This is a genomic window from Pseudoduganella flava (assembly GCF_007830495.1).
GTDB lineage: Bacteria > Pseudomonadota > Gammaproteobacteria > Burkholderiales > Burkholderiaceae_D > Rugamonas > Rugamonas flava.
In genome coordinates, this window is record NZ_VLKW01000001.1 from 470488 (window position 1) to 495817 (window position 25330).

Genomic DNA, 25330 nt, shown 5'->3' on the forward strand with positions numbered 1-25330 from the left:
GCGCACCATGAAACCATTCGAACCGAACCTGTCCTCGCTGGCGCTGGCCCGCGACGTATTGCTGACCCCGTTCGGCCTGGACGAAGGCAAGCTGATCCAGACGCTCGGCACGATGTTCACGCACAAGGTCGACTACGCCGACCTGTACTTCCAGTTCACCAAGAACGAGGGCTGGAGCCTGGAGGAGGGCATCGTCAAGACGGGCAGCTTCTCGATCGACCAGGGCGTCGGCGTACGTGCCGTGTCCGGCGAGAAGACGGCGTTCGCGTATTCCGACGAAATCTCCGAGGCGGCGCTGCTGGATGCGGCGGCAGCCACCCGCACGATCGCCCGCGCCGGCGCCGGCAAGATCAAGGTGGCCGGCAGCCTGGCCCAGCAGGGCGGCCGTTCGCTGTACCTGCCGCACGACCCGCTCGGTTCGCTGGACGCGGCGGCCAAGGTGAAGCTGCTCGAACGCGTCGAGAAGATCGCCCGCGCCAAGGACCCGCGCGTCGTGCAGGTGATGGCGGGGCTGGCCGGCGAATACGATGTCGTGCTGGTCGTGCGCAGCGACGGCGTGCTGGCGGCGGACATCCGCCCGCTGGTACGCGTGTCGGTCACCGTCATCGTCGAGCAGAACGGCCGGCGCGAGATGGGCTCGTCCGGCGGCGGCGGCCGCTACGACTACAAGTACTTCACGGACGAGCTGCTGACGCAGTATGCCGAAGACGCCGTCAAGGGCGCCCTCGTCAACCTGGATTCGCGCCCGGCACCGGCCGGCCCGATGACGGTCGTGCTGGGCCCGGGCTGGCCCGGCATCCTGCTGCATGAAGCGATCGGCCACGGCCTCGAGGGCGACTTCAACCGCAAGGGGGCTTCGGCGTTCTCCGGCCGCATCGGCGAACGCGTCGCCGCGAAGGGCGTCACGGTGGTCGACGACGGCACGCTGCCGGACCGCCGCGGCTCGCTGAACATGGACGACGAAGGCAACCCGACGCAGTGCACGACGTTGATCGAGGACGGCATCCTGCGCGGCTACATCCAGGACACGATGAATGCGCGCCTGATGAAGATGCCGGTGACGGGCAACGCCCGCCGCGAATCGTTCGCGCACCTGCCGATGCCGCGCATGACGAACACGTACATGCTGGCCGGCGACAAGGACCCGGCCGAGATCCTGGCCTCCGTGAAGAACGGCCTGTACGCGGTGAACTTCGGCGGCGGCCAGGTCGACATCACGAACGGCAAGTTCGTGTTCTCGGCCAGCGAGGCCTACATGATCGAGGACGGCAAGGTCACCTACCCGGTGAAGGGCGCGACCCTGATCGGCAATGGCCCGGAAGTGCTGAACCGCGTCTCGATGATCGGCAACGACATGAAGCTGGACCCGGGCGTGGGCGTGTGCGGCAAGGAAGGCCAGAGCGTGCCGGTGGGCGTCGGCCAGCCGACCTTGCGCCTCGATGGCGTGACGGTGGGCGGTACCGCGTAAGCGAACCGCCTCTGCAAAGAAAAAGGCGCCAGCGGCGCCTTTTTTGTTGTCTGAAAATGGGTCGGACCCGCCGGGTCTGACCCTGGACTCTGCCTATTGGGGTGCTGTTTGCACCTACCCCGAAACACACAATCTTGGGTCAGACCCGGCGGGTCCGACCCTGTGCATCAGAACGTGTACGCACCCCGCAGATACAGCGCACGGCCGATCGGGTCCGTGTAGCGCGGGTCGTAGCCCTTCTGGAACACGGTGCCCTGGTTCGAGAACGGCGGCTCCTTGTCGAACAGGTTCTTCACGCCCGCCGTCAGCGCAACGTTCTTGAAGCCCGTGTACGTGCCGGACAGATTGACGAGGCTGTACGAACCCACCTTGTTGAAGTACTGCGCATCGACCAGGTTCTGGTCGTCGTAGTGGGTCTTGAAGTTGTGCGCCAGCGTTGCGCTCCACGGGCCCGAACGCCACGTGACGGCCGCGTTGTGCCGCCAGCGGAACACCACGTAGTTGTCCGCGTAGCGGCCCACGTTCTCGATGAACTCGCCGTCACGCTCGTTCTGGTACTTGTAGCTGTGCACCCAGGTGCCGTCCAGCGTGAACGACAGGCTGCCCCAGCTCTGGTTCGGCGTGCGCGCGGTCAGGCTGACGTCGACGCCGTCCGTCTTCACCTTGCCCAGGTTCTCGTTGATGTCCCAGATCGCGTTCGGCGAGCCGTCCGGGAAGCGCAGGAAGCGGTCGCGGTATTTGTCGAAGTTGCCGTAGATCGACTGCTCCGGCAGTGCGCCGATCTTGTCGCGCAGGCGGATCGTCCAGTAGTCCATCGTCAGCGTGACGGCCGGGATCGGCTCCAGCACGACGCCCAGCGAGTACGTCGTCGACTCTTCCGGCTTCAGGTTCTGGTTGCCGCCCTGCAGCTTGAACTGTTGCAGGTCGCAGTCGCGCAGCGGGTTCGACCCCGGCTGCGGCACGCCGCCCGGGCACAGGATCGGATCGTTGTAGCTGTTGCTCGTGTCGTTGCGCGACAGCGGCGCGTTTTTCTCGAACAGGGTCGGGGCGCGGAAGCCCGTGCTTGCCGAGCCGCGCAGCACGACCGCCTGGTGCGGCTGGTAGCGGAACGATGCCTTCGGGTTCCACGTGCTGCCCGCATCGCTGTAGTGGTCGTAGCGGGCGGCCAGCGACGTTTCCAGCGACTTCAGGAACGGCACGCTGACCTCGCCGTACACGGCCTGGATCGTGCGGCTGCCATCCTTCGACAGCGAGCCCGACAGGCCGGAGCTGGACGCCTGGCCGGCGATCTCGCGATTGACGTTGAAGTCGGCCTTTTCATGGCGCAGCTCGCCGCCGAACGCGACCGCCAGCTTGCCGCCGGCCATCTCCATCAGCTCGCGGCTGGCCTTGAAGTCGAACGCCGTCTGCTGGTTCTTCGCATCCTGCACCCGGCCCCGCAACGCGGTGCTGGCCAGGTAGGTGCGGCCCGCTTCGTTCTGCAAGCCGAACGGGTTCAGGATGCCGTTCAGGACGCCCGCGGCGAAGCTGGCATCCTGCACGTAGCCGCCCGTGAAGTTTTCCTCGGAACGGCTGACGGAGTAGGACAGGCCGGTCTGGTAATCCCAGCCGGCGATCAGGCCTTCCAGCGCGCCGACCAGGCGGGTGCCGCGGCCTTTCGACTGGATCTGGCGCTGGCCCGCCTCGGTCGGCCGCCAGCTGACGTTCAGCGGCTCGCCGGACAGTCCCGGCTGTGCCGGCACGCCGCCCGAATTGCCCGGGTAGTATGGGCTCGAGGCCGGCAGGATCAGGCCCGTCTGTGGCGGCGGCGCCGTGCGCGACATCACGTTGTTGACGGAGTACAGCAGCTCGAGCGATGCCGTATGGTCGGCGCCCAGCTTCGTGCTGGCCTTGCCGTAGGCCGTGATGTGTTCCTGCTCGGGCAGGTCGTCGATCAGGCGGGTGTAATCCTGACGGCAGGTGCCGTCGCTGGCGCGCGGCACCGACAGCGGCGCATCGCAACCTGCGGCGAAGCCGGGGTTGCCGGCCACGCCGGAGACCGGGTCGAAGTAGTTGGCCGGGAACGGCGTGCCGGACGTCAGGTTCAGCCCGCGCGACGGAATCACGCCGGTGGCCGAGAACGGCCGTTGCTGCGACGTCAGCACGTCCTGCTTGTGGTAGTCGAACACGCCCAGTACCGCGATGCGATCCTTCTCGAGGTCGCCGCCGCCCACCGTCACGTTGGCGCGCCGTTCGCGGCCGCCCGTCTCTTCGGGGAACGTGGCTTCGACGGCGATCGTGCCGCGGTCGACGGAACGCTTGGTGATGAAGTTGATCACGCCGCCGATCGCATCGGTACCGTAGATCGCGGAAGCGCCATCGCGCAGCACCTCGACGCGCTCCAGCGCGGCGACGGGAATCAGGTTCAGGTCGACGCTGGCGCCGTCATACGGGTGCGTGGCCAGCCGGCGGCCGTTCAGCAGCACCAGCGTCTTGTCGCCACCGAGGCCGCGCAGGTCGGCCGTTGCCTGGCCGCCCGTCGGCAGGCCGCTGGCATTGCCGCCCACGGCGTTGGCCGCACCGAAGCTGGTCTGGTTCGACGGAATCCGGTCCAGCACTTCCTGGGCCGTCGTCAAGCCCTGCTTGACGAAGTCGTCGGCCTTGAACACCGTCAGCGGCGTCGCGGTTTCCGATTGCAGCCGCTTGATCGACGAACCCGTGATCTGGACCCGGGTCATCTGTCCTTCTTCGGCTTGCTGTGCATGAACGGGCAGGGCAGCGGGCAGCGCGGCGAGAGCGAGGCACAAGGGCCGCGCCAGCGGATGCTTACGTCGTGATTTCATAGGCGGTAGTTCTCCGTTGGTTGGAATGTCGGGGCCGATCAGGCGTGGCGGATGTAACCATCCCGTCATATCGGCCCACAAGGCAACTTTGACATGCGCTTGATTTTTTGCAAACGTTACATAAAAAAAATGGGGCCGAAGCCCCATTTTCTGTTGTATGTACAACACCGATCAGAAGGTGTAGCGCATCCCGACCTGGAAGTAACGTCCCACCGCGCCGCTGTAGTCCAGCGGGTTGTAGCCGGCGGCACCGTAGGTCAGCGGATCCAGCGGCGGTTCCTTGTCGAACACGTTCTGGATCGTCGCGAACAGCTCGGCCTTCGACGTGAAGCGGTAGCGAGCCGTCAGGTCCAGGGTCGTGAACGAGCTGATCTTGCAACCGCTCGGGGCGTCGCCGCCGCCGGCACCAGCGGAGAAGTGGAACGCGCATTCCTCGGCGTCCTTGTACTCCGTGTTGTCGAACTTGCCGCGGTAGTTGACGATGCCGGAGACGCGCAGCGGACCGCGGTCCCACGTCAGGCCCAGGTTGATGCGGTTATCCGGCGTGCCGATGCAGTTCGTCACGTCGCAGTTGCCGTGCGTGCCGGCGAAGTCCTTCACCGTGCCGTCCTGCTCGGTACGCTCGAACTTGAACAGGTGCGTCCACTTGATGTCGGCGGTCAGCGAACCCGCATCGCCCATCATGAACGTCGTGCGCGCATCCAGGTCGACACCGTTGACCTTGGTCGAGGCCGAGTTCACGTAGTTGGTCAGCACGGCCAGGATCTGGCCCGGATCACCCGGCTTGACCGACGAGCCCGGATCGCGGACCACGTGGCCGGCGGCGATCGCCGACGAGGTGGTTTCCTGGTTGATCTCGTTCTTGCGCTTGATCTGCCAAGCGTCGAGCGAGATGCTGGTGCGCGGCAGCGGGTCCCACACCACGCCGACGGAACCGCTCTTCGAACGTTCTGGCGCCAGGTCCGGATTCGGCGACGTGATCACGGCCAGGGACGACGCGGCGCAAGCGGCTTCGACGCCCAGCGAGCAACGCAGCGGATCGCGTGCGGTCGAATACGCCGCCAGGCCGCCGCGGCCATTCTCGGCCGCGCCCGGTGCGCGGAAGCCGCGGGCGAACGTGCCGCGCAGTGCGAAGCTGCGGGCCGGCGTCCACTTCAGGCCGACTTTCGGCGTGTACGAGTTACCGACGTCGTTGAAGTGGTCATAGCGCAGCGCGCCCGAGATCTCCAGGGTCGAATGCACTGGTGCCAGCAGCTCGGCATACAGCGCGGCCGAGTTGCGCTGGCCTTCATAAGCCGAGTAGCCCAGGCCGATGATGTTGCCGCGGTCGGTGCCCGTGGTCGGCGCCAGTTCGGTCGAGTCATGACGGAATTCGGCGCCCAGCGCCAGGCCGATCGCGCCGCCCGGCAGCTGGCCGATCTCGCGCGATGCCTTCACGTCCGCAGTGGCCAGCTTGGTCGTGGCGTCGCTGGCGATCATCGGCGACAGTGCGGCGTACAGCGCAGCCGAGTTCAGGCCGGCGTTCTCGCCGATGCGCCATACCGTCCCGGCCGGCAGCGCGGCATACGCGGCGCTGCCGGCGCGGGCGGCAGCCACGTTGGCGGCCGTCGGGTTCAGCAGGGCGAACTCGACGTCGCGCTGCAGGTAGCCCGTGCGCTCGTTCTTCACCTTGTTCTGCGAATACAGCAGCGCGCTGTCGATATCCCAGCCGTATGCGGAGCCTTTGACGCCGCCGACGATGCGGGTGAAGTTTGATTCGACGTTCGAGATGCGCGGGCCCACGTCCGCGGCCAGGTAGCGCAGGCGGGCGACCGAACCGAAATACGGATTGTCCGGGTGCGCGGCGCCCAGCGATACCCCAGCGTTGTTGACCGGGCCGCCCGGGTAGCCGACGCTGTTGTGGATCGACGACGGGGTCGACCATGATTCCGAATCGCTGTGGTAGCCGTTGGCCTCGACGTACGCCTGCCACGTGTCGTTCAGCTGGAACGTGGCGCGGGCGAACAGGTTCAACGTTTCCTGCCGCGGCTGGATCTGGTTGTACTGCTGCGTCGCATCGATCAGGCAGCCGCCCAGCGGGTCGCCCTGCGGATGACTGGTCAAGTTCGTGCAGCGCGCGCCGGGGAAGGTGCGGGTGAAGCCGGTCCCGGCGGACAGGTCGTCGCGGCTGTGATAGCCGCCGCCCGGTTGCTGGACGTTACCGATGATCGAGTTGCCGGCTTGGCCGGCATTGACGATCGCACCGGTACCGCCCAGCGCTTCCTGCGCCGAGAAACCGAAGTCGCGCAGGTCGCCGCGGCCCACGGCGCCACGACCGGCACGGTCGCGGTTCCAGATTTCCTTCTTCTTGCCGTATTCGGCCGAGAACAGGAAGTTGTAGCGGTCCTTTTCGAGGTCGCCCACGCCATGCGTGACGGCCAGGCGGGTGTCGCCGCCGTCGCTCTCATTGGACAAGCCCTGGCTCGCGCGCACCGTGGTGCCCACGTAGTCGCGGCGCAGGATCACGTTGACGACGCCGGCGATCGCGTCGGAGCCGTAGATTGCCGATGCGCCGTCCTTCAGGATCTCGACGCGCTCGACCGCTTCGGCCGGGATGATGTTCAGGTCGGCGAACACTTTCTGGCCGTCGTCGGCCAGGCCGTACGGCGCGATGCGACGGCCGTTCAGCAGCACCAGCGTCGATGCGGCGCCGAGACCGCGCAGCGAGATGCCGGATGCGCCGGAAGCGAAGCCGCTGCCGAACGTCGTCGGCACGGAGCCCTGGTTGTCGACGGCCAGCGTCTGCAGCAGTTCGGCGACGGAGGTCTTGCCGGATTTTTCAATGTCGGCACGGTTCACGGTCTGCACCGGAGACGCCGTTTCGGCTTGCGCACGGCGGATGTTCGAGCCCGTGATTTCCACCCGCTGAATCGGCTGATTCGGGTTGGGTACGTCGGTTTGGGCCTGGGCCGACAGCACCGTCATCAACAGCGGCGCCGCGATGGGAAAGGCCCGTCGCAGCACACCCGGCAGGGGTCGTATGGTCATTGGTTTCATCGTTATATCTCCGGAAAAGTTGTCCAATGTTTTCGTGAGAGACAGAAGTTATATAGGAGATAAAGATTTTGCGAAACCGTAATGTCTCATGTGCGCAACAGCAAAATTGTAATTCGCGGCGCCTGAAGGGCGCCGCTTTGTGACATGCGGGTCCCGGCGTGCCGGGTCTGCACGTTGATGCAAAACCGGCGCGTTCGCCTCAATTAGTCGGGATTAGTATTGGCTCGATCCCTTTTGTCGGAACTTCGGGTAGGGAAAATTGTGTCGGGCGAGCCGAGGCAAGCCGTGGCAAGGCGTTCCGCAAGGCTCGCCCGAAATTCTTGAAAAAAATTTCCGTTGTCGCTGGGATTGGGCGTGCAGTGGGCGGCATGCCGGAATAGGGCAGGCGCATTTAAGTGAAGAATATATGCAATTCGCGACCTCTTTTTGAACATTCGCTGGAATGTGCGTGCAATGGATTAATGCGGCGATGAGGTTGCTGAAGGCTGGTCTATTGCAGTGCAGCGTAGCGCGAATCCAGCGGAGATTTAATGAATATAATGTTGCAAGTAGCGATGGACCTGTTCCAGATGGAATCGCAGGGAAGCAGGGCAGCGCGCCGCACCAACCGTCGACGTGGCTTCGACCCGTCCGTTTGGACTAGTTCGTTCCGACAGACAATTTGCTTGCCAAAGGGCCGGGGATGTTGTTATAGTGATCTTCAACCAACAGGACTGATCCATGCACCGCTTCGTCTTCTTTACCGGCTTTTTTTATTTTTGGCTCCCTGCCCCCAAGGCGGTTGAGTAAAGGCCGGTGCACGTAAGCAGCAAAGCGAACGAGTCCAGCAGATACGAAGAAACCGCCAGCGATGGCGGTTTTTTTTTACCCCGAAATTTTCAGGAGAGCCTCATGCAACGCACCGACGACCTGCGCATCCGCGAGATGAAGGAATTGACGCCACCCTCGCACCTGATCCGCGAATTCCCCTGCACCGAAGCCGCATCGAACACGGCATCGGCCGCGCGCGTGGCGCTGCACCGCATCCTGCACGGCCAGGACGACCGCCTGATGGTCGTCATCGGCCCGTGCTCGATCCACGACCCGAAGGCGGCGATGGAATATGCGCGCCGCCTCGTCAAGCTGCGTGAGCGCCTGAAGGACGACCTGGAGATCGTGATGCGCGTGTACTTCGAGAAGCCGCGCACGACGGTGGGCTGGAAGGGCCTGATCAACGACCCGTACATGGACAACAGCTTCCGCATCAACGACGGCCTGCGCATGGCGCGCGAGCTGCTGCGCGACATCAACGAGCTGGGCCTGCCGGCCGGCACCGAGTTCCTCGACGTGATCAGCCCGCAGTACATCGCCGACTTGATCGCCTGGGGCGCGATCGGCGCCCGCACCACGGAGTCGCAGGTGCACCGCGAACTGGCGTCCGGCCTGTCGTGCCCGGTCGGCTTCAAGAACGGCACGGACGGCAACATCAAGATCGCCGTCGAAGCGATCAAGGCCGCCTCGCAGCCGCACCACTTCCTGTCGGTGACGAAGGGCGGCCACTCGGCGATCGTGTCGACCAACGGCAACGAGGACTGCCACATCATCCTGCGCGGCGGCAAGACGCCGAACTACGACGCGGCGAGCGTCGACGAAGCCTGCAAGGCCGTCGCCGGCCATGGCCTGGCGTGCCGCCTGATGATCGACGCGTCGCACGCGAACAGCTCGAAGAAGCCGGAGAACCAGGTGCCCGTGTGCGCCGACATTGCCGGCCAGGTTGCGGGCGGCGATACGCGCATCGTCGGCGTGATGGTCGAATCGCACCTCGTCGCAGGGCGCCAGGACCTGGTGCCGGGGAAGGAGCTGACGTACGGCCAGTCGATCACGGACGGCTGCATCGACTGGGAGGCCAGTGTTGGGGTGCTCGAGCAGCTGGCCGATGCGGTGCGCCAGCGCCGGCTGAAGGGCGAGTAACGAGAAGGCTTCAGCGCGATTGCGGTGGCATGATTGCTGCATTATCCTGAGGACTTCCACCTCACGAAAGGAGCATCATGCGTACTCTCGTTGTCCTCGCCAGCATCGCCGTGCTGGCTGGCTGCGCCGCCCCGGAACCAGCACCGCGGATGGCGGCGGCCGACGGCGCGCCTGTCGCCACCGCGCAAAAGCGCCCGCTGACCGGCAGCCGCCTGAGCCGCTCGACGATGGACCGTTCGCTGCGCACGATCGGCCAGCAGGAGCTCGATTCGGAACATCCGATCACGTCGCTGGGCAACGAGGTCGGCCCGCGTAACAACTGAATCGCGCGGCACCATGAAAAAACGGCGGACCCGCGGGTCCGCCGTTTTCGTTTGCCCGTGCCGTCAGAAGCGCGCGGTCAGGTTCATGAACACGCGCCGGCCCAGTGCGTCGTACACCTGCGGGAACGTGTTGCCGTTGCCGAAGGTGCTCGACGTGATACCACCCACCGGCGGATCCTTGTCGAACAGGTTGTTGACGCCCACGCGCAGCGAGATAGCTTTCGTCGCCTGCCAGTTCGCCGTCAGGTCGAAGTAGTTGCGGCGGCCGAACACGCGGTCCGCTTCCTCGGATGCGCCAGCCAGGTTCGGATCGCTGCTGGTCGACGACAGGTCCACCTTGTCGATGAAGCGCCAGGTCAGCGCCATGTCCACGTTCCATGGCGTCGACCACGTCGTGCGGAACTTGTGGCGCCACTTCGGCAGCGGCGTGCCGCAGCTGGGGCCGAAGTAGCCGGCGCAGTCGTACTCGCCGGTGCCCGGCACGTCTTCCTGCTTGAACTCCTTCAGCCACGTGCCGGTCAGGGCGAACGCCACGTCGCCGTAGCCAGGCGTCTTGTACTTGTAGTTCGCGCTGATGTCGATGCCCGAGGTCTTGCGGCTGCCCAGGTTCATCTTCGTCGCCACGATCTGCGCCGTCGGCAGTGCCCACAGCGAGCCGGTGCGGTCACGCGTGATCAGCGAGCAGAACTTCGGATCGCCCGTTTCCAGGCACTGCGTCAATGTCGTCGTCGCCGGCAGGTCGAGGATCACGTCTTCGACCTTCAGGTTGAAGTAGTCGACCGTCAGCGACAGGTTGCGCATCGGCTGCAGCACGATACCGAACGTGTACGAGTCGGACGTCTCCGGCTTCAGGTCCTTGTTGCCGCCGAACAGGCCGTTGTACTGCTGTGCCGGGCTGTCTTCGATGTGGCCGTATTGCGCGGCCGTGACGCCGGTGCGGGCGCACTGCTCGAGCGAAGCGGTCGGCGTGGCGCCGGCGCATGGATCCTCGTCGTTGTCGTACAGGCCGATGCCCCGCGGCGTGTACATCTCGACGATATTGGCGGCGCGTACGGCGCGCTGGTAGCTGCCGCGCACCTTGACCGTCGACGTTGGCGCCCATTCGAGACCCAGGCCATACGAATTGGTCTTGTTGCCGGTGCTGTAGTCGGAACGGCGGTAGGTCAGGCGGGCCAGCAGGTCCTCGGCGAACGGGCGCTTCTGCAGCAGCGGAATGGCCACTTCGGTGAAGTACTCGCGCACGCTGAACTGGCCTTCGACGCCGTGCGTCGGGCCGCCCTGGCCGGCCAGGTCGCCCGTGTCGAACGCCGCATCGGTGCGCAGTTCGAGCTTCTCGGTGCGGTGCTCCCAGCCCAGCGACACGTTGACGCCGTCGTTGGCACCCGGCACCTTGATGCCGTAGTTGCCCAGGTCGGTGCCGACATTGATGCCCTGCACGGTCTGGTGCGTGCTGCCTTTCTTGAAGCCCGGCGTCTGCAGGTAGTTCAGCGCTTCCTGGCTGACGCCGCCCAGCGCCCAGATGTTGTACGGCGCGCAGGCCGTGTCGATGCCCTGCAGCGCGACGCGGCAGACCGGCTTGCCGTTGGCGTCCGTGACGACGTCCAGCGCGCGCGCCGTGCGGGCGATCGAGAAGTCGTTCAGGTAGTTTTCCGCGTAGATCACCTTGCCCAGCTGGACGAAGGCATCGTAGTGCCAGTTGTTCCACTCGCCGCGCATGCCCAGCACGCCGCGGTAGGAGGTGTGGCGGATGTCGTCCTGGCGGCCGCCGCCTTCCACGTTGCGGCGGAAGATCAGCGCCTCGGCGGTCGGGTTGTCCGCATTCAGGCCCAGCGCGGTCTTCCATGCCGGCGTCAGGAACGGGTTCTCGTTGTGGATCGCGTTGGCGCCCGATGCGTCGAAGCCGAACAGGCCCGATGGGGCGATCTGCGCAACCGTGTGGTCGTCGTGGAAGTTCGCTTCCGCGTAGACGGTGGCGTTGTCGTTGATGTTGTAGTGCGTGAACGCGGCGAACGTGTAGCGCTCGGACGGGCGCTGGAAGTAGTTCAGCGGGCCGAAGTTGTACTGGTCCGTGGCCGCCACGTAGGGGCGCACGTTGCCGTTCGCATCGGCAACCGTGAAGCCGCCGTTGGCGGTGATGAAGCGGCCCGGGAAGCTGGTGCCGGAGCCGCCGCAGCGCAGCTGGCTGCCGTTCGTGAAGCCGCCCAGCGAGCAGGCCGAGAAGTCGCGTTCCGATTGCAGCAGCGCGTCTTCCTTCTTGTAGCCGAAGAAGACGGTGGCGTTGCCCTTCTGGTCCGCGAAGTTGCTGCCGATGAGCAGGCTGGCATCCTTGATCTTGCCGTCGGCGCCCTTGTCGCCCGGCAGCGCGTAGTTGCGGTCGCGCACGGCGGCAGCGGCGGGCCCGCCGTTCTGCTGGTGGTTGTAGAAGCTGTGGTTCAGTTCCAGCTGCACGCCCTGGAACGAATCGTTCATGATGAAGTTGACGACGCCGGCGACGGCATCGGAACCGTACACGGCGGAAGCACCACCGGTCAGCAGCTCGATGTTCTTGATCAGCGCGGCGGGAATCTGGTTCAGGTCGGCCGCGGTGTTCGACGGGCTGCCGGACGGCAGGCGGCGGCCGTTGATCAGCACCAGCGTGCGGTCTGGACCGAAGTTGCGCAGGTTGACCGTGGCGGTACCGGACGAGCCGTTCGAAATCGTCGCCCCCTGGTCGGCGAATACCTGGGGCATGTTGTTCAACAAGTTTTCGACCGAACGCACGCCGTCCATCTTGATCTCGGCCGCGTTGATCACGGTGATCGGGCTGGCGCCCGTCAGGTTCGCGCTTGGAATGCGCGAGCCGGTCACTTCCACTTTCTGCAGCTGCGTGTCCGCCGGCTGCGCCTCCTGGGCGTGCGCGGCCTGCATCCCCAGTGCAACGCCCGACGCGCAGATCATGCGTATCGAGCGCGACAACACTTTTTCCATCGCCATATTTTTTTGTCCTCTGAGCCGAGTGGTTGAACGTCAGCCGGCGAGACCAGCCGCAACGCTCGCCGGTCAGCAATTTTTCTCGTTGCTTTTTTATACAACCATTGTCTGCAATTTGCTGTCAATCAATGCAGATGCGCGCAATTGGCGCAGGGATGCGCCCGGATGGTGCGCCGATGGCAGGGGGGTGAAGTGTGAACTTCAGGAAACTTGGGTTGTTTTTCTGAGCAGTTACATGCAGATGACAAGCTGATGACCTCAACAGTGCCACCGCACCAGCTTGGTGAAGGCGGGGGTTATGCCCGGGAAAAAAAGTTCGGTGGGGCAGACGCCGCTGTGACATAAACGCGACAATTGGCGACAATTCGGGGCCGGTGGCGGCGCCGGAAAAAGGGTGGCGTGCCTATTTTCCTGTGGCGTGCCGGCAAAAAAAACGCGCTGTTCGCGGAAGGTTGGGGAACTTCCAGCCGTCAACGCTGTCTTATCTTCTGTTGAGATAACTCATCGATAACGGGAGGCAAGGATGGGCACGAATGGCTTTCAGCACCTGTTCCGTGCGCTGGCGCAGCTGCCGCTATCGGCTGACGAGATCGAGTGCTTGCGTGACTGGCTCGGCACGCTGCAGATGCCCGGGCGCTGCCTGGCCCTGATTGAACAAGCGAAGGGGCGATGTGCCTGTCCTCATTGCGGCAATGCACGCTGCCACCGCAGCGGCCACGCCAACGGCTTGCAGCGGTACCGCTGCGTCGTCTGCCTGCACAGCTTCAATGCGCTGACCGGCACGCCGCTGGCGCGCCTGCGGCAGCGCGACAAATGGCTCGCCTATTTCCAGTGCTTGATCGAGTCGCGCACGGTGCGCGCGGCCGCCGAACGCGTCGCGGTCGCGAAGTCGACCAGCTTTCGCTGGCGCCACCGGTTCGTCGCCGCCGTGCGGCGTGAGGAGCCGCCTACTTTGAAGGGCATCGTCGAGACTGACGAAACCTACGTCCTCGAATCGCAGAAGGGCTCGCGTCACCTCGACAGGCCGGTGCGCAAGCGCGGTGGCAGGGCCACCTGCCGCGGCATCAGCAAGCAGCATGAATGTGTGCTGGTCGCGCGCGATCGCGGCGACACCACGCACGCTTTTCATGCCGGCCAGGGCGAGGCGGACGCCGGGCGCCTGCTGCACTATCTGAAACCGGTGCTGGCGCGCGACGCCTTGCTGGTCAGCGACGGCGCCGCAGCCTATCCGGCCTTCGCGAAGCTGGCCGGGATCAGCCATCGGGCGATCAACGTGCGCGCCGGCGAGTACGTGCGCGGCGCCATCCACGTCAACGGCGTCAACGGCTGGCATGGCCGCTTCAAGACCTGGCTGCGCAGATTTTGCGGTGTCGCGAGCCGCTACCTGGCCAATTACGCCGGCTGGCAAATGGTGCTCGACGCCGCGGCACTCATCATCCCCGAGCATTGGCTGCGGGCGGCCGTTGCACCTCGGCAGCAGGAGCGACCGTAATATCTACGATAAGTTCCGTTCCGGTGTGAAAGCTCAGCCAACGCGAACAGAGCGAAAAAAAACGGCCCCCGCAGGGGCCGTTCTCACGTACTTCGATCAGGCGATCAGAAGAACTTGTACTGCGCGCCGAACTTGAAGTAGCGGCCAACGGCGCCGGAGTTGTCCAGCGGGTTAAAGCTCATGCCACCGTAGGTCAGCGGATCCAGCGGAGCGACGCGGTCGAACAGGTTGGAGACGGAGGCGAACAGCGTCAGCTGTTTGCTGAAGTTCCAGCGGGTCGACAGGTCGACCGTCGTGAACGAGGCCAGCTTGCAGCCGCCAGGGGCGTTGCTGCCGTCGGCGAACTGGCTCGCGCACGGTGCGCCTTCGTAGCGGATGTTCTTCATGCTGTCGCGCCAGTTGGCGGTCGCGCTGAAGTTCCATGCGTTGATGTCCCACGACGCGGTCACGTTGACCTTGTTCTTCGGCGTGCCCATGCAGTTCGACGTATCGCAGTTGCCGTGCGTGCCGGCGAACTCATACTCGAGCGTGTCGGATTCGGCGCGCAGGAACGAGTGGATGTGCGTCCAGGTCAGGCCCAGCGTGGCCTTGCCCCAGTCGCCCAGGCGCAGGCGCTGTTTCACGTCCAGGTCGACACCCTTGACTTCGGTGAACGACGAGTTGCGGTAGGCACCCGACACCACCAGCAGCGTGCCCGAATTCGGGATCACATTGCCATTGGCATCCTTCAGGTTGTTGTCGTTGCGCACGGCGGTCGGCGATTGCGCCGCTTCGGCGTACGACACCGGGTTGATCTCGTTCTCACGCTTGATCTTGAACGCGTCGATCGCCAGGCTCGTGCCGTCGAACGGATCCCACACCATACCCAGCGTGTAGCCTTTCGACTCTTCCGGCTTCAGGTTCGGGTTGCCGATCTTGATCGAGCTGATCGAGATCGAGCAATCGGTCTGGCTGGCGCCTGGGCGGAACGTCGGCTTGCCGGTTGCCGGATCGGTCGGGCAGCGCACCGGATCCTGGGCCGATGCGGAACCGACGGCTTGCGACATCGTGCTGTTTTCCGCTGCGGACGGGGCACGGAAGCCTTCCGTGTACGTACCGCGCAGTGCGAACGACTTCACCGGGGTCCACTTGATGCCCAGTTTCGGCGTCGTCGAGTTGAAGTTGTCGTAGTGGTCGTAACGCAGCGCGCCCGTCACTTCGACCGACTTCAGTACCGGTACCAGCGCTTCGACGTAGACGGCGGACACTTTGGTGTCGCCGAATGCGGCCGTGTAGCTGCTGTTGATCGAGCCGTTTTCCGAACCGGACAGGCTCGGGTTGTTCAGCTTTTCTTCGCGGTGTTCGCCGCCGATCGCCAGGCCGATGTTACCGCCCGGCAGTTTGACCGGCAGTTCACGCGTGGCCTTGAAGTCCACGGTGGTCAGGCGGGTCGTCGAGTGCGACGTCGCGGTACGGCGCAGCGCGTCGTACAGTGCCGGCGAGTTCTTCGAGGCTTCGGTGCCGATGTAGTACGGGAAGAACTGGCTGTTCGGGTTCGACAGCGCATCCTTCAGGACGTTCATGTTGATCATGTTCGTCCACGACAGGTCCAGCTTCGACTCGGAGCGGGTGAAGCCCGTTTCCCAGTCCCAGCCCATGTGATTGCCCTTCAGGCCGATCACGAAGCGGTTGAACTCGTTCTTGGCGTTGCGCACCGACGGGCCCACGTCCCACATCGAGTAGCGCAGGCGTACCGGCGCGCCGTACGGGTTCTGCGGGTGGTTCGCCGCCATCAGGATCGTCGAACCGTAGTTGATCAGCTGGTTCGGGCCGCCGTTAGCGCCCGGGAACACGATCGTCGACGACGTCGAGCCCGGCGTCATCGTGAACGACGTCTTGCGCTCCGAATAACCCAGTTCCGTGAACGCCTGCAGGTTGTCGTTGATCTGCCAGGTGCCGCGGGTGTACAGGTTGATCGATTCGATGTCCGGCTGCATCGAGCGGAACTGGTCCTGGTGCCATACGCAGCCGCCACGCGGGTCGTTCTGCACGGACCTGGAGAACTGCGAGCAGCCGCCCAGCGACACGTACTGGCCCGTTGCCGGGTTCAGCAGGGCGCCCGTCGGCGACGGCGACGCGGCGCCGTTCGAGATGTAGCCGCCGGCGTACTGCGTGCCCAGGCCATAGCCCCAAGGACGGATGTCGCCGTGGCCGATCCAGTCGCGGCCCGAGCGATCGGCGGCTTTCAGCTCGTCCGATTTCGAGTATTCGGCGTTGACGACCCAGTTGTACTTGTTCTCGTCCAGGTCGCCCTGGCCGTAGGTGATCGAGGCCTTGTTCTGCTTGGCGTCGTCGTAGCGCGACCAGCCCGTTTCAGCGCGGACCTGCAGGCCCGTGAAGTCCTTCTTCAGGATGATGTTGACGACACCGGCGATCGCGTCGGCACCGTACAGCGACGAGGCGCCGTCCTTCAGGATCTCGATGCGCTCGACGATCTGCATCGGCACGGTCGACAGGTCGGTGAAGCTCTTCTGGCCGTCATCGGCACGGGCGAACGGGGCCATGCGGCGGCCGTTCAGCAGCACCAGCGTGGACGTGGCGCCCAGGCCGCGCAGCGAGATCGCGGTGGAGCCTGCGGCGAAGCCGGAGCCGAAGCTGGTCGGCAGCGAACCGGCACCGTCGACGGTCAGCGTCTGCAGGTACTCGGCCACGGTGGCCTTACCGGAGCGCAGCAGCTCGTCGCTGTTGATCACGGTGACAGGCGAAGCGGTTTCGGCGCTTGCACGCTTGATGCTCGAGCCGGTGATTTCAACGCGCTGCAGTGGCGCGTCCTGCGTTTGTGCCAGTGCCGGCAAGGCGGCACCCACGCCGGCCGCCGCGAACAGCAGGCGGACCGAGCGGGCCATCATTTTTTCCATCATTGTTACTGCCTCCAAAATTGATTCAGCGAGCCGTACAACATGTAGCTGCAAGCCTCCGTCTTGAAGGAACTGTCCAGGCAGGCCCTTCAGGGGGGCGATGAGACCACCTGCGGCGCCAAGCCGTCAATCGTAAAGCGGGGTCAGTTTTTGTAACAGGATGTGTCTGCCGTGTGTACCGGTCGGTAGTTGAAGGTCTGGAAAGACGTTTCTTCGGGTAAATATTGGCAACATCGCCGATCTTGCCCCAAATTGGAGCGTGCACGACCGTGCGCAAATTCATTGTGAAGATTGTCGGCGATGTGGTGAGCGAGCAACAAAAAAAAGGCGCTCCCGCAGGAGCGCCTTGCTTTTTTGCTAAAGCTTCAGGTTAGAACTTGTAGCTTGCGCCGACCTTGAAGTAGCGGCCGATCGCGCCCGACGCGTCCATCGGGTTGTAGCCGATGCCGCCGTAGGTCAGCGGATCGAGCGGTGCCCACTTGTCGAACACGTTGTTCACGGAAGCGAACAGCGTGAAGTTCTTGTTCACGTTGAAGCGGGTCGACAGGTCAACCGTCGTGAACGATGCGATCTCGCAGTCAGTCGTGCCCGGCTGGCCGTTTGCCAGCGTGGAAGCGCACTTGTCGCCGGCGAACAGCACGTTCTGCATCTTGTCACGCCAGTTCAGGTTGCCGCTGAAGTTCCACGCGCCGATGTCCCACGAGGCGCTCAGGTTGACCTTGTTCTTCGGCGTGCCGGCGCAGTTCGACGTATCGCAGTTGCCGTGCGTGCCGGCATACTGGTAGACCGTCGTGGCGCTCTCGTGGCGGGCCCACGATGCGACGTGCGTCACCACCATGCCCAGCGTGGCGCGGCCGTAGTCGCCCAGGCGCAGGCGCTGGCGGATATCCAGGTCGACCCCTTTGACTTCCGTGTAGCTGGAGTTGCGGTACGGCGCCTGCGTCAGCACCAGCGTGCCCGAATTCGGGATCACGACGCCGTTCTGCACCAGGTTGTTGTCGTTGCGGATCGCCGTCGGCAGCGCGGCCGCTTCGTTGTACGGCAGCGGGTTGATCTCGTTCTCACGCTTGATCTTCCACGCGTCCAGCGCGATGCTCATGCCGTCGATCGGGTCCCACACCATGCCCAGCGTGGCGCCTTTCGACTTCTCCGGCTGCAGGTTCGGATCGCCGACCTTGACGGCCGCGACCGGGATCGAGCAGTCGGTCGACGTGGCGCCGCCGGCTGCCGGCTTGCCGCCCGGGCAGCGGACCGGATCGCTGACGGTCGACGTACCGGTCGACTGCGACAGGGCGCTGCCTTCGGCGGCGCCTGGTGCGCGGAAGCCTTCCGTGTACGTGCCGCGCAGCGCGAAGCTGCGGATCGGCGTCCACTTCAGGCCCACTTTCGGGGTCGTCGAGTTGAAGTTGTCGTACTTGTCGTAGCGGACGGCGGCGGACAGTTCGAGCGATTTCAGCAGCGGTGCCAGGATCTCGGCATAGATCGCGGAGACCTTCGAGTCGCCGAAGGCGGCCACGTAGCTGGAGTTGATCGAGCCGTTCTCGGAACCGGCCAGCGACGGGTTCGTGACCTTCTCGCGGCGGTGCTCGGCACCGAGCGCCAGGTTCAGGTTACCGCCCGGCAGGGCGATCGGCAGTTCGCGCGATGCCTTGAAGTCGATCACGGACAGGCTCGTCTTCGAGCGGGAACCGGCGTTGACGACCAGTGCCTGGTACAGCGAGGCCGGGTTCTTCGATGCCTGCGCGCCCATGTAGTACGGGAAGTACTTCGACGTCGGATCGCCCAGTGCCGCGCGCATCACGTTCATGTTGATCATGTTCGTGTACAGCAGGTCCAGCGTCGAGTCGGAGTAGGTGAAGCCGGTGTCGTAGTCCCAGCCGAAGGCCGAGCCCTTGATGCCGGCGACGAAGCGGCGGAATTCGTTGTCCGCGTTGCGCTCGGACGGACCGATGTCGCCCGCGATGTAGCGGATGCGGGCCGGTGCGCCGAACGGGTTTTGCGGGTGCGACGCGGCCAGCAGGTTCAGGTTGCCGTAGTTGATGTAGCCTTGCGGGGTCTGCGCGTTGGGCGGGAACGCGACCGTCGTCGTGAACGAGGCCGGCGTCATCGTGAACGCCGTCGAGCGCTTCGAGTAGCCCACTTCGACGTACGCCTGGGTGGCCGGGTTGATCTGGAACGTGCCCTTCGTGTACAGGTTGACGGACTCGATCTCCGGCTGCATGTCGCGCCACTGGTCGGCGTAGTGCAGGCAGCCGCCGTTCGCGCCGGTCTGGTCGGCCGTGGCGCTCAGCGTCGAGCAGCCCGGCAAGGTCACGTAGTTCGTCGAGACCGGATCGCGCACCATGCCGGTCAGGCCCGGGCTGACATTGTTGGTGCCGTTGACGTAGCCGCCGGCGAACTGCGTGCCGATCGGGAAACCATAGGAGCGCAGGTCGCCGTTGCCGATGTAGCCGCGCACTTTCGAGCGCTGGCTGTTCTTCAGGCGGTCCGACTGCGTGTATTCGGCGTTGACGACCCAGTTGTAGCGGTCGGTGTCCAGGTCGCCCTGGCCGTAGGTGATCGACGCCTTGTTCTGCTTCGCGTCGTCATAGCGCGACCAGCCCGTGTCGGCCTTCAGTTCCAGGCCCTGCACGTCCTTGCGCAGGATGATGTTGACGACGCCGGCGATCGCGTCGGCACCATAGGTCGACGATGCGCCGTCCTTCAGGATCTCGATGCGCTCGACGATCTGCATCGGCACGGTGGAGAGGTCGGTGAAGCTCTTCTGGCCGTCGTCGGCGCGGGCGAACGGCGCCATGCGGCGGCCGTTCAGCAGCACGAGGGTGGAGGTGGCGCCCAGGCCGCGCAGCGAGATCGCGGTGGAGCCGGCGGCAAAGCCGTTACCGAAGCCGGTCGGCAGCGAGCCGGCGCCGTCCACGGTCAAGGTCTGCAGGTATTCGGCAACGGTGCCTTTGCCCGAGCGCAGCAGTTCGTCGCGGCCGATCACCTGGACCGGGGAGGCCGTTTCGGCCGTTGCCCGCTTGATCGACGAACCGGTGATTTCGACGCGCTGAATGTTCGTATTGTCCTGGGCTGCGGCCGTGCCTGCCATGCCCAGCGTGGCCGCCGCCATACCACCCGCGAATAACAGGCGTACGGAACGGGCCATCATTTTCTCTACCATGGGTGCTACCTCCACAAATAATTTCCAATGAGCTACAGACTGTGCTTCTGCGTTGCTCCTGTCCTGGAAGCGCCTCGCTTCCATGAGGGAGCATGTAAGCATCGGCTGTTGATACTGGTCAAACAAAAAGTTGTCGGCTCAGATTGCCGAAAGTATCTGGATTAGGCCGAACCGATCAGTTTTGGCATGCGAAATCCGATGAAGGAGAGCAACATGCTGCCATCTTCATGCAATTTCGCCGAATTTAATTCTTTGAGGCTGAATAATTTGACGCTGAAGGAAGTGTGGAGGAATTGATACAGAATTTGCATGTAGCAACTTTATTCACGAGAAACGGGCGACTGTCGCGCGGCCCGCTTTTCGGCTATCGTTACGCCTTCCTCATCCTCGTCCAGCCCGGATCCGATGCTTGCCTTTATCCTGCGCCGCTTGTGGCAGATGCTGCCGACCATGCTGGGCGTCGTGCTGCTCGTGTTCGTGCTGTTCAACTGGGTGGGCGGCGATCCCGCGTATCTGCTGGCCGGCAAGATGTCCAGTGCGGAGGCCATCGCCAACATTCGCCGCCAGCTCGGCGTCGACGAGCCGTATCACGTGCAGTTGCTGATCTTCCTGAAACAGATCGTCACGTTCGATTTCGGCCAGAGCTGGGCCACCGGCGAGACGGTGGGGCACATCCTGGCGTCGCGGCTGGGCCCGTCGCTGACGGTGCTGGTGCCGCTGACGGTGCTCGAGACGCTGCTCGGCATCGCGCTGGCCCTGGCGGTGGGGTTCGTGCGCGGCTCGCTGACGGACCGCGCCGTGATGGTTGCCTGCACGGCCGCGATGTCGATCTCGATCCTCGTCTACATCATCGTGTTCCAGTACGGCCTGGCGTACAAGCTGGGGCTGTTCCCGGTGCAGGGCTGGGGTGACAGCTTCGGGGAGAACCTGCTGCGCTACGCGCCGCTGCCGATCCTGATCGGCCTGGCGGTGTCGCTGGCGCCCACGCTGCGGCTGTACCGCACCTTCGTGCTGGACGAGGTGGGCCAGGACTACGTGCGCACGGCGCGCGCGAAAGGCATGCCGGAGCGCCGCGTGATGTGGGTGCACGTGCTGCGCAACGCCGCGATCCCGATCATCACGCACGTGATGGCGAACCTGCCGGGCCTGCTGATCGGCGCCTTCCTGCTCGAGCGCTTCTTCGGCATTCCCGGCATCGGCCGCGAAGTGATCCTGGCCGTCGAGCGCAGCGACTTCCCCGTCATCAAGGCGATCACCGTGTACGTGGCCGCCGCCACGATGGTGTTCAACCTGCTGACCGACCTGCTGTACCGGGCGGTCGATCCACGAGTCCAGCTGGGATGAGCGTGCACGCGATCGAGAACGCCGCTCCCGGCCTGTGGACCCTGGCGTGGCGCCGCCTGCGCGCCGACCGCCTGGCGATGGCGGCGCTGGCCGTCGTGGGCGCGTGGCTGGTGCTGATCGCGCTGTCGGCCCTCGGCCTGGTCGCCGCCGACTGGGAAGAGGAGGTCGGCGCCCACTATGCGCCGCCGTCGTTCGTCGGCGCGCCCGCCGCCCGCACGGAATCGGCCGGTGCCACGCAGGCCGCGCGCGACAACCCGTTCGATCCGCTGGCCGCCGACATCGCCGCGCTGCGCAGCCAGCTGCCGGGCGGCGGCGCGGCACCCGAGCGCCGCGCCACGCTGCCGTTCGGCGCCGACAAGTGGGGTCACGACGTGCTGAAAAAAACCGTCAAGGGCGCCGAGACGTCGATCGTCGTCGGCCTTGTCGCCGCGTTGGTGGCGGTGGGCATCGGCACGCTGTTCGGCGCGCTGTCCGGCTACTGGGGCGGCGTCGTCGACGATGCGTTCACATGGCTGTACAACGTGTTCACGGCGATCCCGTCGATCCTGATGATCCTGACGGTGGCCGCCGTGCTGCAGCACAAGGGCGTGACGACCGTGGTGCTGATCCTCGGCCTGACCGGCTGGACGGGGCCGTACCGGCTGATCCGCGCTGAGTACATGAAGCACAAGGCGCGCGAGTACGTGCTGGCCGCGCAGGCGATCGGCGCGTCGCACTGGCGGCGCATGTTCGCCCACATCTTCCCGAACGCGTCGCACGTGGCGCTGGTGCAGGTGTCGATCCTCGTCGTCGGTTTCATCAAGGCCGAGGTGATCCTGTCATTCCTCGGCTTTGGCGTGCCGGTCGGCGTGGTGTCGTGGGGCTCGATGCTGAACGAGGCGCAGAACGAGCTCCTGCTGGGCAAATGGTGGCAGCTGGCCGCCGCGGCCAGCGCGATGGCGATCCTCGTGACGGCGTTCTCGCTGTTCGCCGACGCGCTGCGCGATGCGCTCGATCCGAAAGTGAAATGATGGACAACCTGCTCGAAGTGCGCGACCTGCGCATTGCCTTCCGGGTCGACAAGAAGACCACCCACGAAGCCGTGAAGGGCGTCTCGTTCGACGTGCCGCGGGAAGCCACGGTGGCGCTGGTGGGCGAGTCGGGCAGTGGCAAGTCCGTCAGCTCGCTGGCGGTGATGGGCCTGCTGCCGCCGGACACGACGCTGATCGACCCGGCCGGCAGCATCCGCTTCGATGGGCGCGACGTGCTGCACCTGCCGCTGGCCGAGCGCCGCGCGCTGTGCGGCCGCGACATCGCGATGATCTTCCAGGAGCCGATGTCGTCGCTGAACCCCGTGTTCACGGTGGGCTTCCAGATCGGCGAGGTGCTGCGCCGGCACATGGGCATGAGCGCGCGGCAGGCGCGCGCCCGCACGCTCGAACTGCTGGGCGAGGTGGGTATTCCCGACCCGGCCACGAAGATCGACGCGTATCCGGGCCAGATGTCCGGCGGCCAGCAGCAGCGCGTGATGATCGCGATGGCGATCGCCTGCGAACCGAAGCTGCTCATCGCCGACGAGCCGACGACGGCGCTGGACGTGACGATCCAGAAGCAGATCGTCGAACTGATCGCCCGGCTGCAGCAGCGCCGGCGCATGGCCGTGCTGTTCATCACGCACGACCTGGGCCTCGTCGGCGAGATCGCCGACCACGTGATCGTGATGCGCCATGGCGAGGTGCGCGAAGCCGGGCCGGCGGCGCAGGTGTTCAACGCGCCGCGCGACGCGTACACCCGCGCGCTGCTGCACTGCCGCCCGCCGCTCGATGCGCGGCCGCTGCGCCTGCCCGTGATCGCCGACTACCTGGAAGGGAAGGCCACCGTGGCGCCGCAGAAGAAGCGCGGCTATGCGCCGGGCGACGAGATCGTGCTGGACGTGAAGAACCTGTCGAAGAGCTTCTGGCTGCGCGAGGGCCTGTTCGGCAAGCGCGAGTTCCAGGCCGTCAAAGACGTGTCGTTCCAGCTGCCGCGCGGGAAGACGCTGGGCGTCGTCGGCGAATCCGGCTCGGGCAAGACAACGGTGGGATTGACGCTGCTGCGGTTGCACCAGGCCACCGGCGGCAGCGCGCTGTTCGAGGGGCGCGACCTGCTGGCGATGCCGGACAAGGAATACCACGCGTACAAGCGGCGCATCCAGATCGTGTTCCAGAACCCGTACGCCTCGCTGAACCCGCGCTTCACGGTGGGCCAGATCCTGCTCGAGCCGATGCGCCTGCACTGCATCGGCGCGAACGACGCCGAGCGGGTCGCGATGGCGCGCGCGCTGCTCGAGCGCGTGGGCCTGCCGGCGCAGGCGCTGCATCGCTGGCCCCATGAGTTCTCCGGCGGCCAGCGCCAGCGCATCGCGATCGCGCGCTGCCTGACGATGAAGCCGGAGATCCTCGTCTGCGACGAATCCGTGTCGGCGCTGGACGTGTCAGTGCAGGCGCAGGTGCTGAACCTGCTGCAGGACCTGCAGGACGAATTCGCGCTGTCGTACATCTTCATCTCGCACGACCTGGCGGTGGTGAAGTACATTTCGGACCGCGTGATGGTGATGCGCCAGGGCGAAGTCGTCGAATGCGCCGATGCGGACGAGCTGTATGCCAACCCGCAGCACCCGTACACGCGGGCGTTGCTGGCGGCGATCCCGCGCGGCGCCGCGAAGTAAGTTAAGATGGCGCTATCATGGCGAACTTGATCTCTCTGTTGCAGGAATACGGCGTATTGATCGTCTTCATCGTCGTCCTGGTCGAGCAGATGGGGGCGCCGATTCCCGCTTATCCCATCCTGATCGTCTCGGGCGCGCTGGCGATGAACGGCGGCACCCCGCTGGCCGGCGTGCTGGCCGTCGCGATGAGCGCCTGCCTGCTGGCGGACTTGTTCTGGTTCCGCGCCGGGCGCCGCTACGGCAAGCGCATCCTGAAGCTGCTGTGCCGCATCTCGCTGTCGCCCGATTACTGCGTCAGCCAGACGGAGGACAACTTCCGCAAGTGGGGCCCGAAGTCGATGATCGTCGCCAAGTTCATCCCCGGCTTCAACACGATCGCGCCGCCGCTGGCCGGCGCGATGGGCACCGGCGTGCCGCTGTTCCTGTCGTTCAGCCTGCTGGGCGGCCTGCTGTGGAGCCTGACGGGCATCCTGATCGGCGTGTACTTCCAGGCCAATGTGGACGAGGTGCTCGACATGCTGGCCACGATGGGCAGCACGGCGCTGGGCGTGCTGGGCACGCTGCTGGGCCTGTTCGTGACGTTCAAATACATCGAGCGCCGCCGCTTCCAGCGGGCGATGCAGACGGAGCGGATCAGCGTCGAGCAATTGCGCGAGCTCGTCGATGCAGGCCACGAACCGGTAATGGTCGATGCACGCAGCGCGACGGCGCGCCAGCTCGATCCGCCGGTGCCGGGCGCGCTGCCGGTGGACGGCAACCTTCCCGCGCTGCTCGCCGCGCTGCCGCACGACCGCCACATCGTCGTCTACTGCAGCTGCCCGAACGACGTCAGCGCTGCCGGCATCGTCAAGCAACTGCACGAACACGGCTACGCGCTGGCCCGGCCGCTGCACGGCGGCCTGGACGCATGGAAGAGCGCCTTCCGGCCGACCGACACCATCGTCATCGCCGAACAGATCCCGGCAACCGACGCACCCCGCTGAACCGACCGCGCCGCTGCGGCGCGGTGTTCCCTCAAGAATGGTGACAGGCTCCATTTTTGAGGAAACTTAGTAGTCATACTACTGTCCGGTTTTCCCCGGTTTGTGGCGACAATGGCCTAGTTTGTACCCAAACTACAGCCTGACTCTTGCGCGTTCGCTAAGAAATCCGATAGCATTAGGCGTCCCTAATTTTTAT

Annotated in this window: 14 protein-coding genes; 9 read left to right on the forward strand and 5 right to left on the reverse strand. The window is 65.2% G+C overall.

Annotated features, from left to right (window positions below; all coding sequences use genetic code 11):
- The first annotated feature begins 7 nt into the window (after positions 1–7).
- Positions 8–1468 (forward strand): metalloprotease TldD, encoded by a 1461-nt coding sequence (gene tldD, locus IP92_RS02075; protein ID WP_145872856.1) that lies wholly within the window; start codon positions 8–10, stop codon positions 1466–1468.
- A 167-nt stretch (positions 1469–1635) separates the two neighbouring features.
- Here the strand turns inward: tldD and IP92_RS02080 are convergent, their stop codons facing one another.
- Complete coding sequence (locus tag IP92_RS02080; protein ID WP_229418568.1) at positions 1636–4185, reverse strand: TonB-dependent receptor; 2550 nt, start codon at positions 4183–4185, stop codon at positions 1636–1638.
- A 276-nt stretch (positions 4186–4461) separates the two neighbouring features.
- Positions 4462–7317, reverse strand: a complete 2856-nt coding sequence (locus IP92_RS02085; protein ID WP_145872858.1) for a TonB-dependent receptor — start codon at positions 7315–7317, stop codon at positions 4462–4464.
- Positions 7318–8217: 900 nt separating this feature from the next.
- Here IP92_RS02085 and aroG point away from each other — a divergent pair.
- Complete coding sequence (gene aroG / locus IP92_RS02090) at positions 8218–9276, forward strand: 3-deoxy-7-phosphoheptulonate synthase AroG (RefSeq protein WP_145872859.1); 1059 nt, start codon at positions 8218–8220, stop codon at positions 9274–9276.
- A gap of 77 nt (positions 9277–9353) precedes the next feature.
- The gene (locus tag IP92_RS02095; protein ID WP_145872860.1) at positions 9354–9599 is read left to right on the forward strand and encodes a hypothetical protein; all 246 of its coding nucleotides are present in this window, start codon (positions 9354–9356) and stop codon (positions 9597–9599) included.
- A 63-nt stretch (positions 9600–9662) separates the two neighbouring features.
- Here IP92_RS02095 and IP92_RS02100 read toward each other — a convergent pair whose 3' ends face one another.
- The gene (locus IP92_RS02100; RefSeq protein ID WP_229418620.1) at positions 9663–12557 is read right to left on the reverse strand and encodes a TonB-dependent receptor domain-containing protein; all 2895 of its coding nucleotides are present in this window, start codon (positions 12555–12557) and stop codon (positions 9663–9665) included.
- Here IP92_RS02100 and IP92_RS02105 point away from each other — a divergent pair.
- Together IP92_RS02105 and IP92_RS02110 are read left to right on the forward strand one after the other, a co-directional pair.
- The gene (locus IP92_RS02105; protein ID WP_145872861.1) at positions 12535–12822 is read left to right on the forward strand and encodes a hypothetical protein; all 288 of its coding nucleotides are present in this window, start codon (positions 12535–12537) and stop codon (positions 12820–12822) included. The genes IP92_RS02100 and IP92_RS02105 overlap by 23 nt on opposite strands.
- A 270-nt stretch (positions 12823–13092) precedes the next feature.
- On the forward strand, positions 13093–14061 hold the full coding sequence (locus IP92_RS02110; RefSeq protein ID WP_145872862.1) for an IS1595 family transposase: 969 nt from the start codon (positions 13093–13095) through the stop codon (positions 14059–14061).
- A 104-nt stretch (positions 14062–14165) separates the two neighbouring features.
- Here the strand turns inward: IP92_RS02110 and IP92_RS02115 are convergent, their stop codons facing one another.
- Positions 14166–16961 (reverse strand): TonB-dependent receptor, encoded by a 2796-nt coding sequence (locus IP92_RS02115; protein WP_229418569.1) that lies wholly within the window; start codon positions 16959–16961, stop codon positions 14166–14168.
- Positions 16962–17328: 367 nt separating this feature from the next.
- On the reverse strand, positions 17329–20121 hold the full coding sequence (locus tag IP92_RS02120; protein ID WP_229418570.1) for a TonB-dependent receptor: 2793 nt from the start codon (positions 20119–20121) through the stop codon (positions 17329–17331).
- A gap of 405 nt (positions 20122–20526) precedes the next feature.
- On the opposite strand from IP92_RS02120, the gene IP92_RS02125 reads away from it, so the two are divergent.
- From IP92_RS02125 to IP92_RS02140, 4 genes are read left to right on the forward strand one after another with little or no spacing between them, the layout of a single operon-like run.
- Complete coding sequence (locus IP92_RS02125) at positions 20527–21465, forward strand: ABC transporter permease (RefSeq protein ID WP_145872863.1); 939 nt, start codon at positions 20527–20529, stop codon at positions 21463–21465.
- Positions 21462–22475, forward strand: a complete 1014-nt coding sequence (locus IP92_RS02130) for an ABC transporter permease (RefSeq protein ID WP_145872864.1) — start codon at positions 21462–21464, stop codon at positions 22473–22475. Before IP92_RS02125 ends, IP92_RS02130 begins: the two co-directional genes overlap by 4 nt.
- Positions 22472–24151, forward strand: a complete 1680-nt coding sequence (locus IP92_RS02135; protein ID WP_145872865.1) for an ABC transporter ATP-binding protein — start codon at positions 22472–22474, stop codon at positions 24149–24151. The genes IP92_RS02130 and IP92_RS02135 overlap by 4 nt, the downstream gene beginning before the upstream one ends.
- A 17-nt stretch (positions 24152–24168) precedes the next feature.
- On the forward strand, positions 24169–25134 hold the full coding sequence (locus IP92_RS02140; protein ID WP_145872866.1) for a DedA family protein/thiosulfate sulfurtransferase GlpE: 966 nt from the start codon (positions 24169–24171) through the stop codon (positions 25132–25134).
- Positions 25135–25330: the final 196 nt, after the last annotated feature.

Bases quoted from the DNA above. Each gene is read 5' to 3' on its own strand.
- IP92_RS02095 (WP_145872860.1), top strand. From the start codon at position 9,354: ATGCGTACTCTCGTTGTCCTCGCCAGCATCGCCGTGCTGGCTGGCTGC.
- IP92_RS02125 (WP_145872863.1), top strand. From the start codon at position 20,527: ATGCTTGCCTTTATCCTGCGCCGCTTGTGGCAGATGCTGCCGACCATG.
- IP92_RS02120 (WP_229418570.1), bottom strand. From the start codon at position 20,121: ATGGTAGAGAAAATGATGGCCCGTTCCGTACGCCTGTTATTCGCGGGT.
- IP92_RS02140 (WP_145872866.1), top strand. From the start codon at position 24,169: ATGGCGAACTTGATCTCTCTGTTGCAGGAATACGGCGTATTGATCGTC.
- IP92_RS02085 (WP_145872858.1), bottom strand. From the start codon at position 7,317: ATGACCATACGACCCCTGCCGGGTGTGCTGCGACGGGCCTTTCCCATC.
- IP92_RS02105 (WP_145872861.1), top strand. From the start codon at position 12,535: ATGCGTATCGAGCGCGACAACACTTTTTCCATCGCCATATTTTTTTGT.
- IP92_RS02080 (WP_229418568.1), bottom strand. From the start codon at position 4,185: ATGACCCGGGTCCAGATCACGGGTTCGTCGATCAAGCGGCTGCAATCG.
- IP92_RS02115 (WP_229418569.1), bottom strand. From the start codon at position 16,961: ATGATGGAAAAAATGATGGCCCGCTCGGTCCGCCTGCTGTTCGCGGCG.
- aroG (WP_145872859.1), top strand. From the start codon at position 8,218: ATGCAACGCACCGACGACCTGCGCATCCGCGAGATGAAGGAATTGACG.
- IP92_RS02110 (WP_145872862.1), top strand. From the start codon at position 13,093: ATGGGCACGAATGGCTTTCAGCACCTGTTCCGTGCGCTGGCGCAGCTG.
- IP92_RS02135 (WP_145872865.1), top strand. From the start codon at position 22,472: ATGATGGACAACCTGCTCGAAGTGCGCGACCTGCGCATTGCCTTCCGG.
- IP92_RS02130 (WP_145872864.1), top strand. From the start codon at position 21,462: ATGAGCGTGCACGCGATCGAGAACGCCGCTCCCGGCCTGTGGACCCTG.
- tldD (WP_145872856.1), top strand. From the start codon at position 8: ATGAAACCATTCGAACCGAACCTGTCCTCGCTGGCGCTGGCCCGCGAC.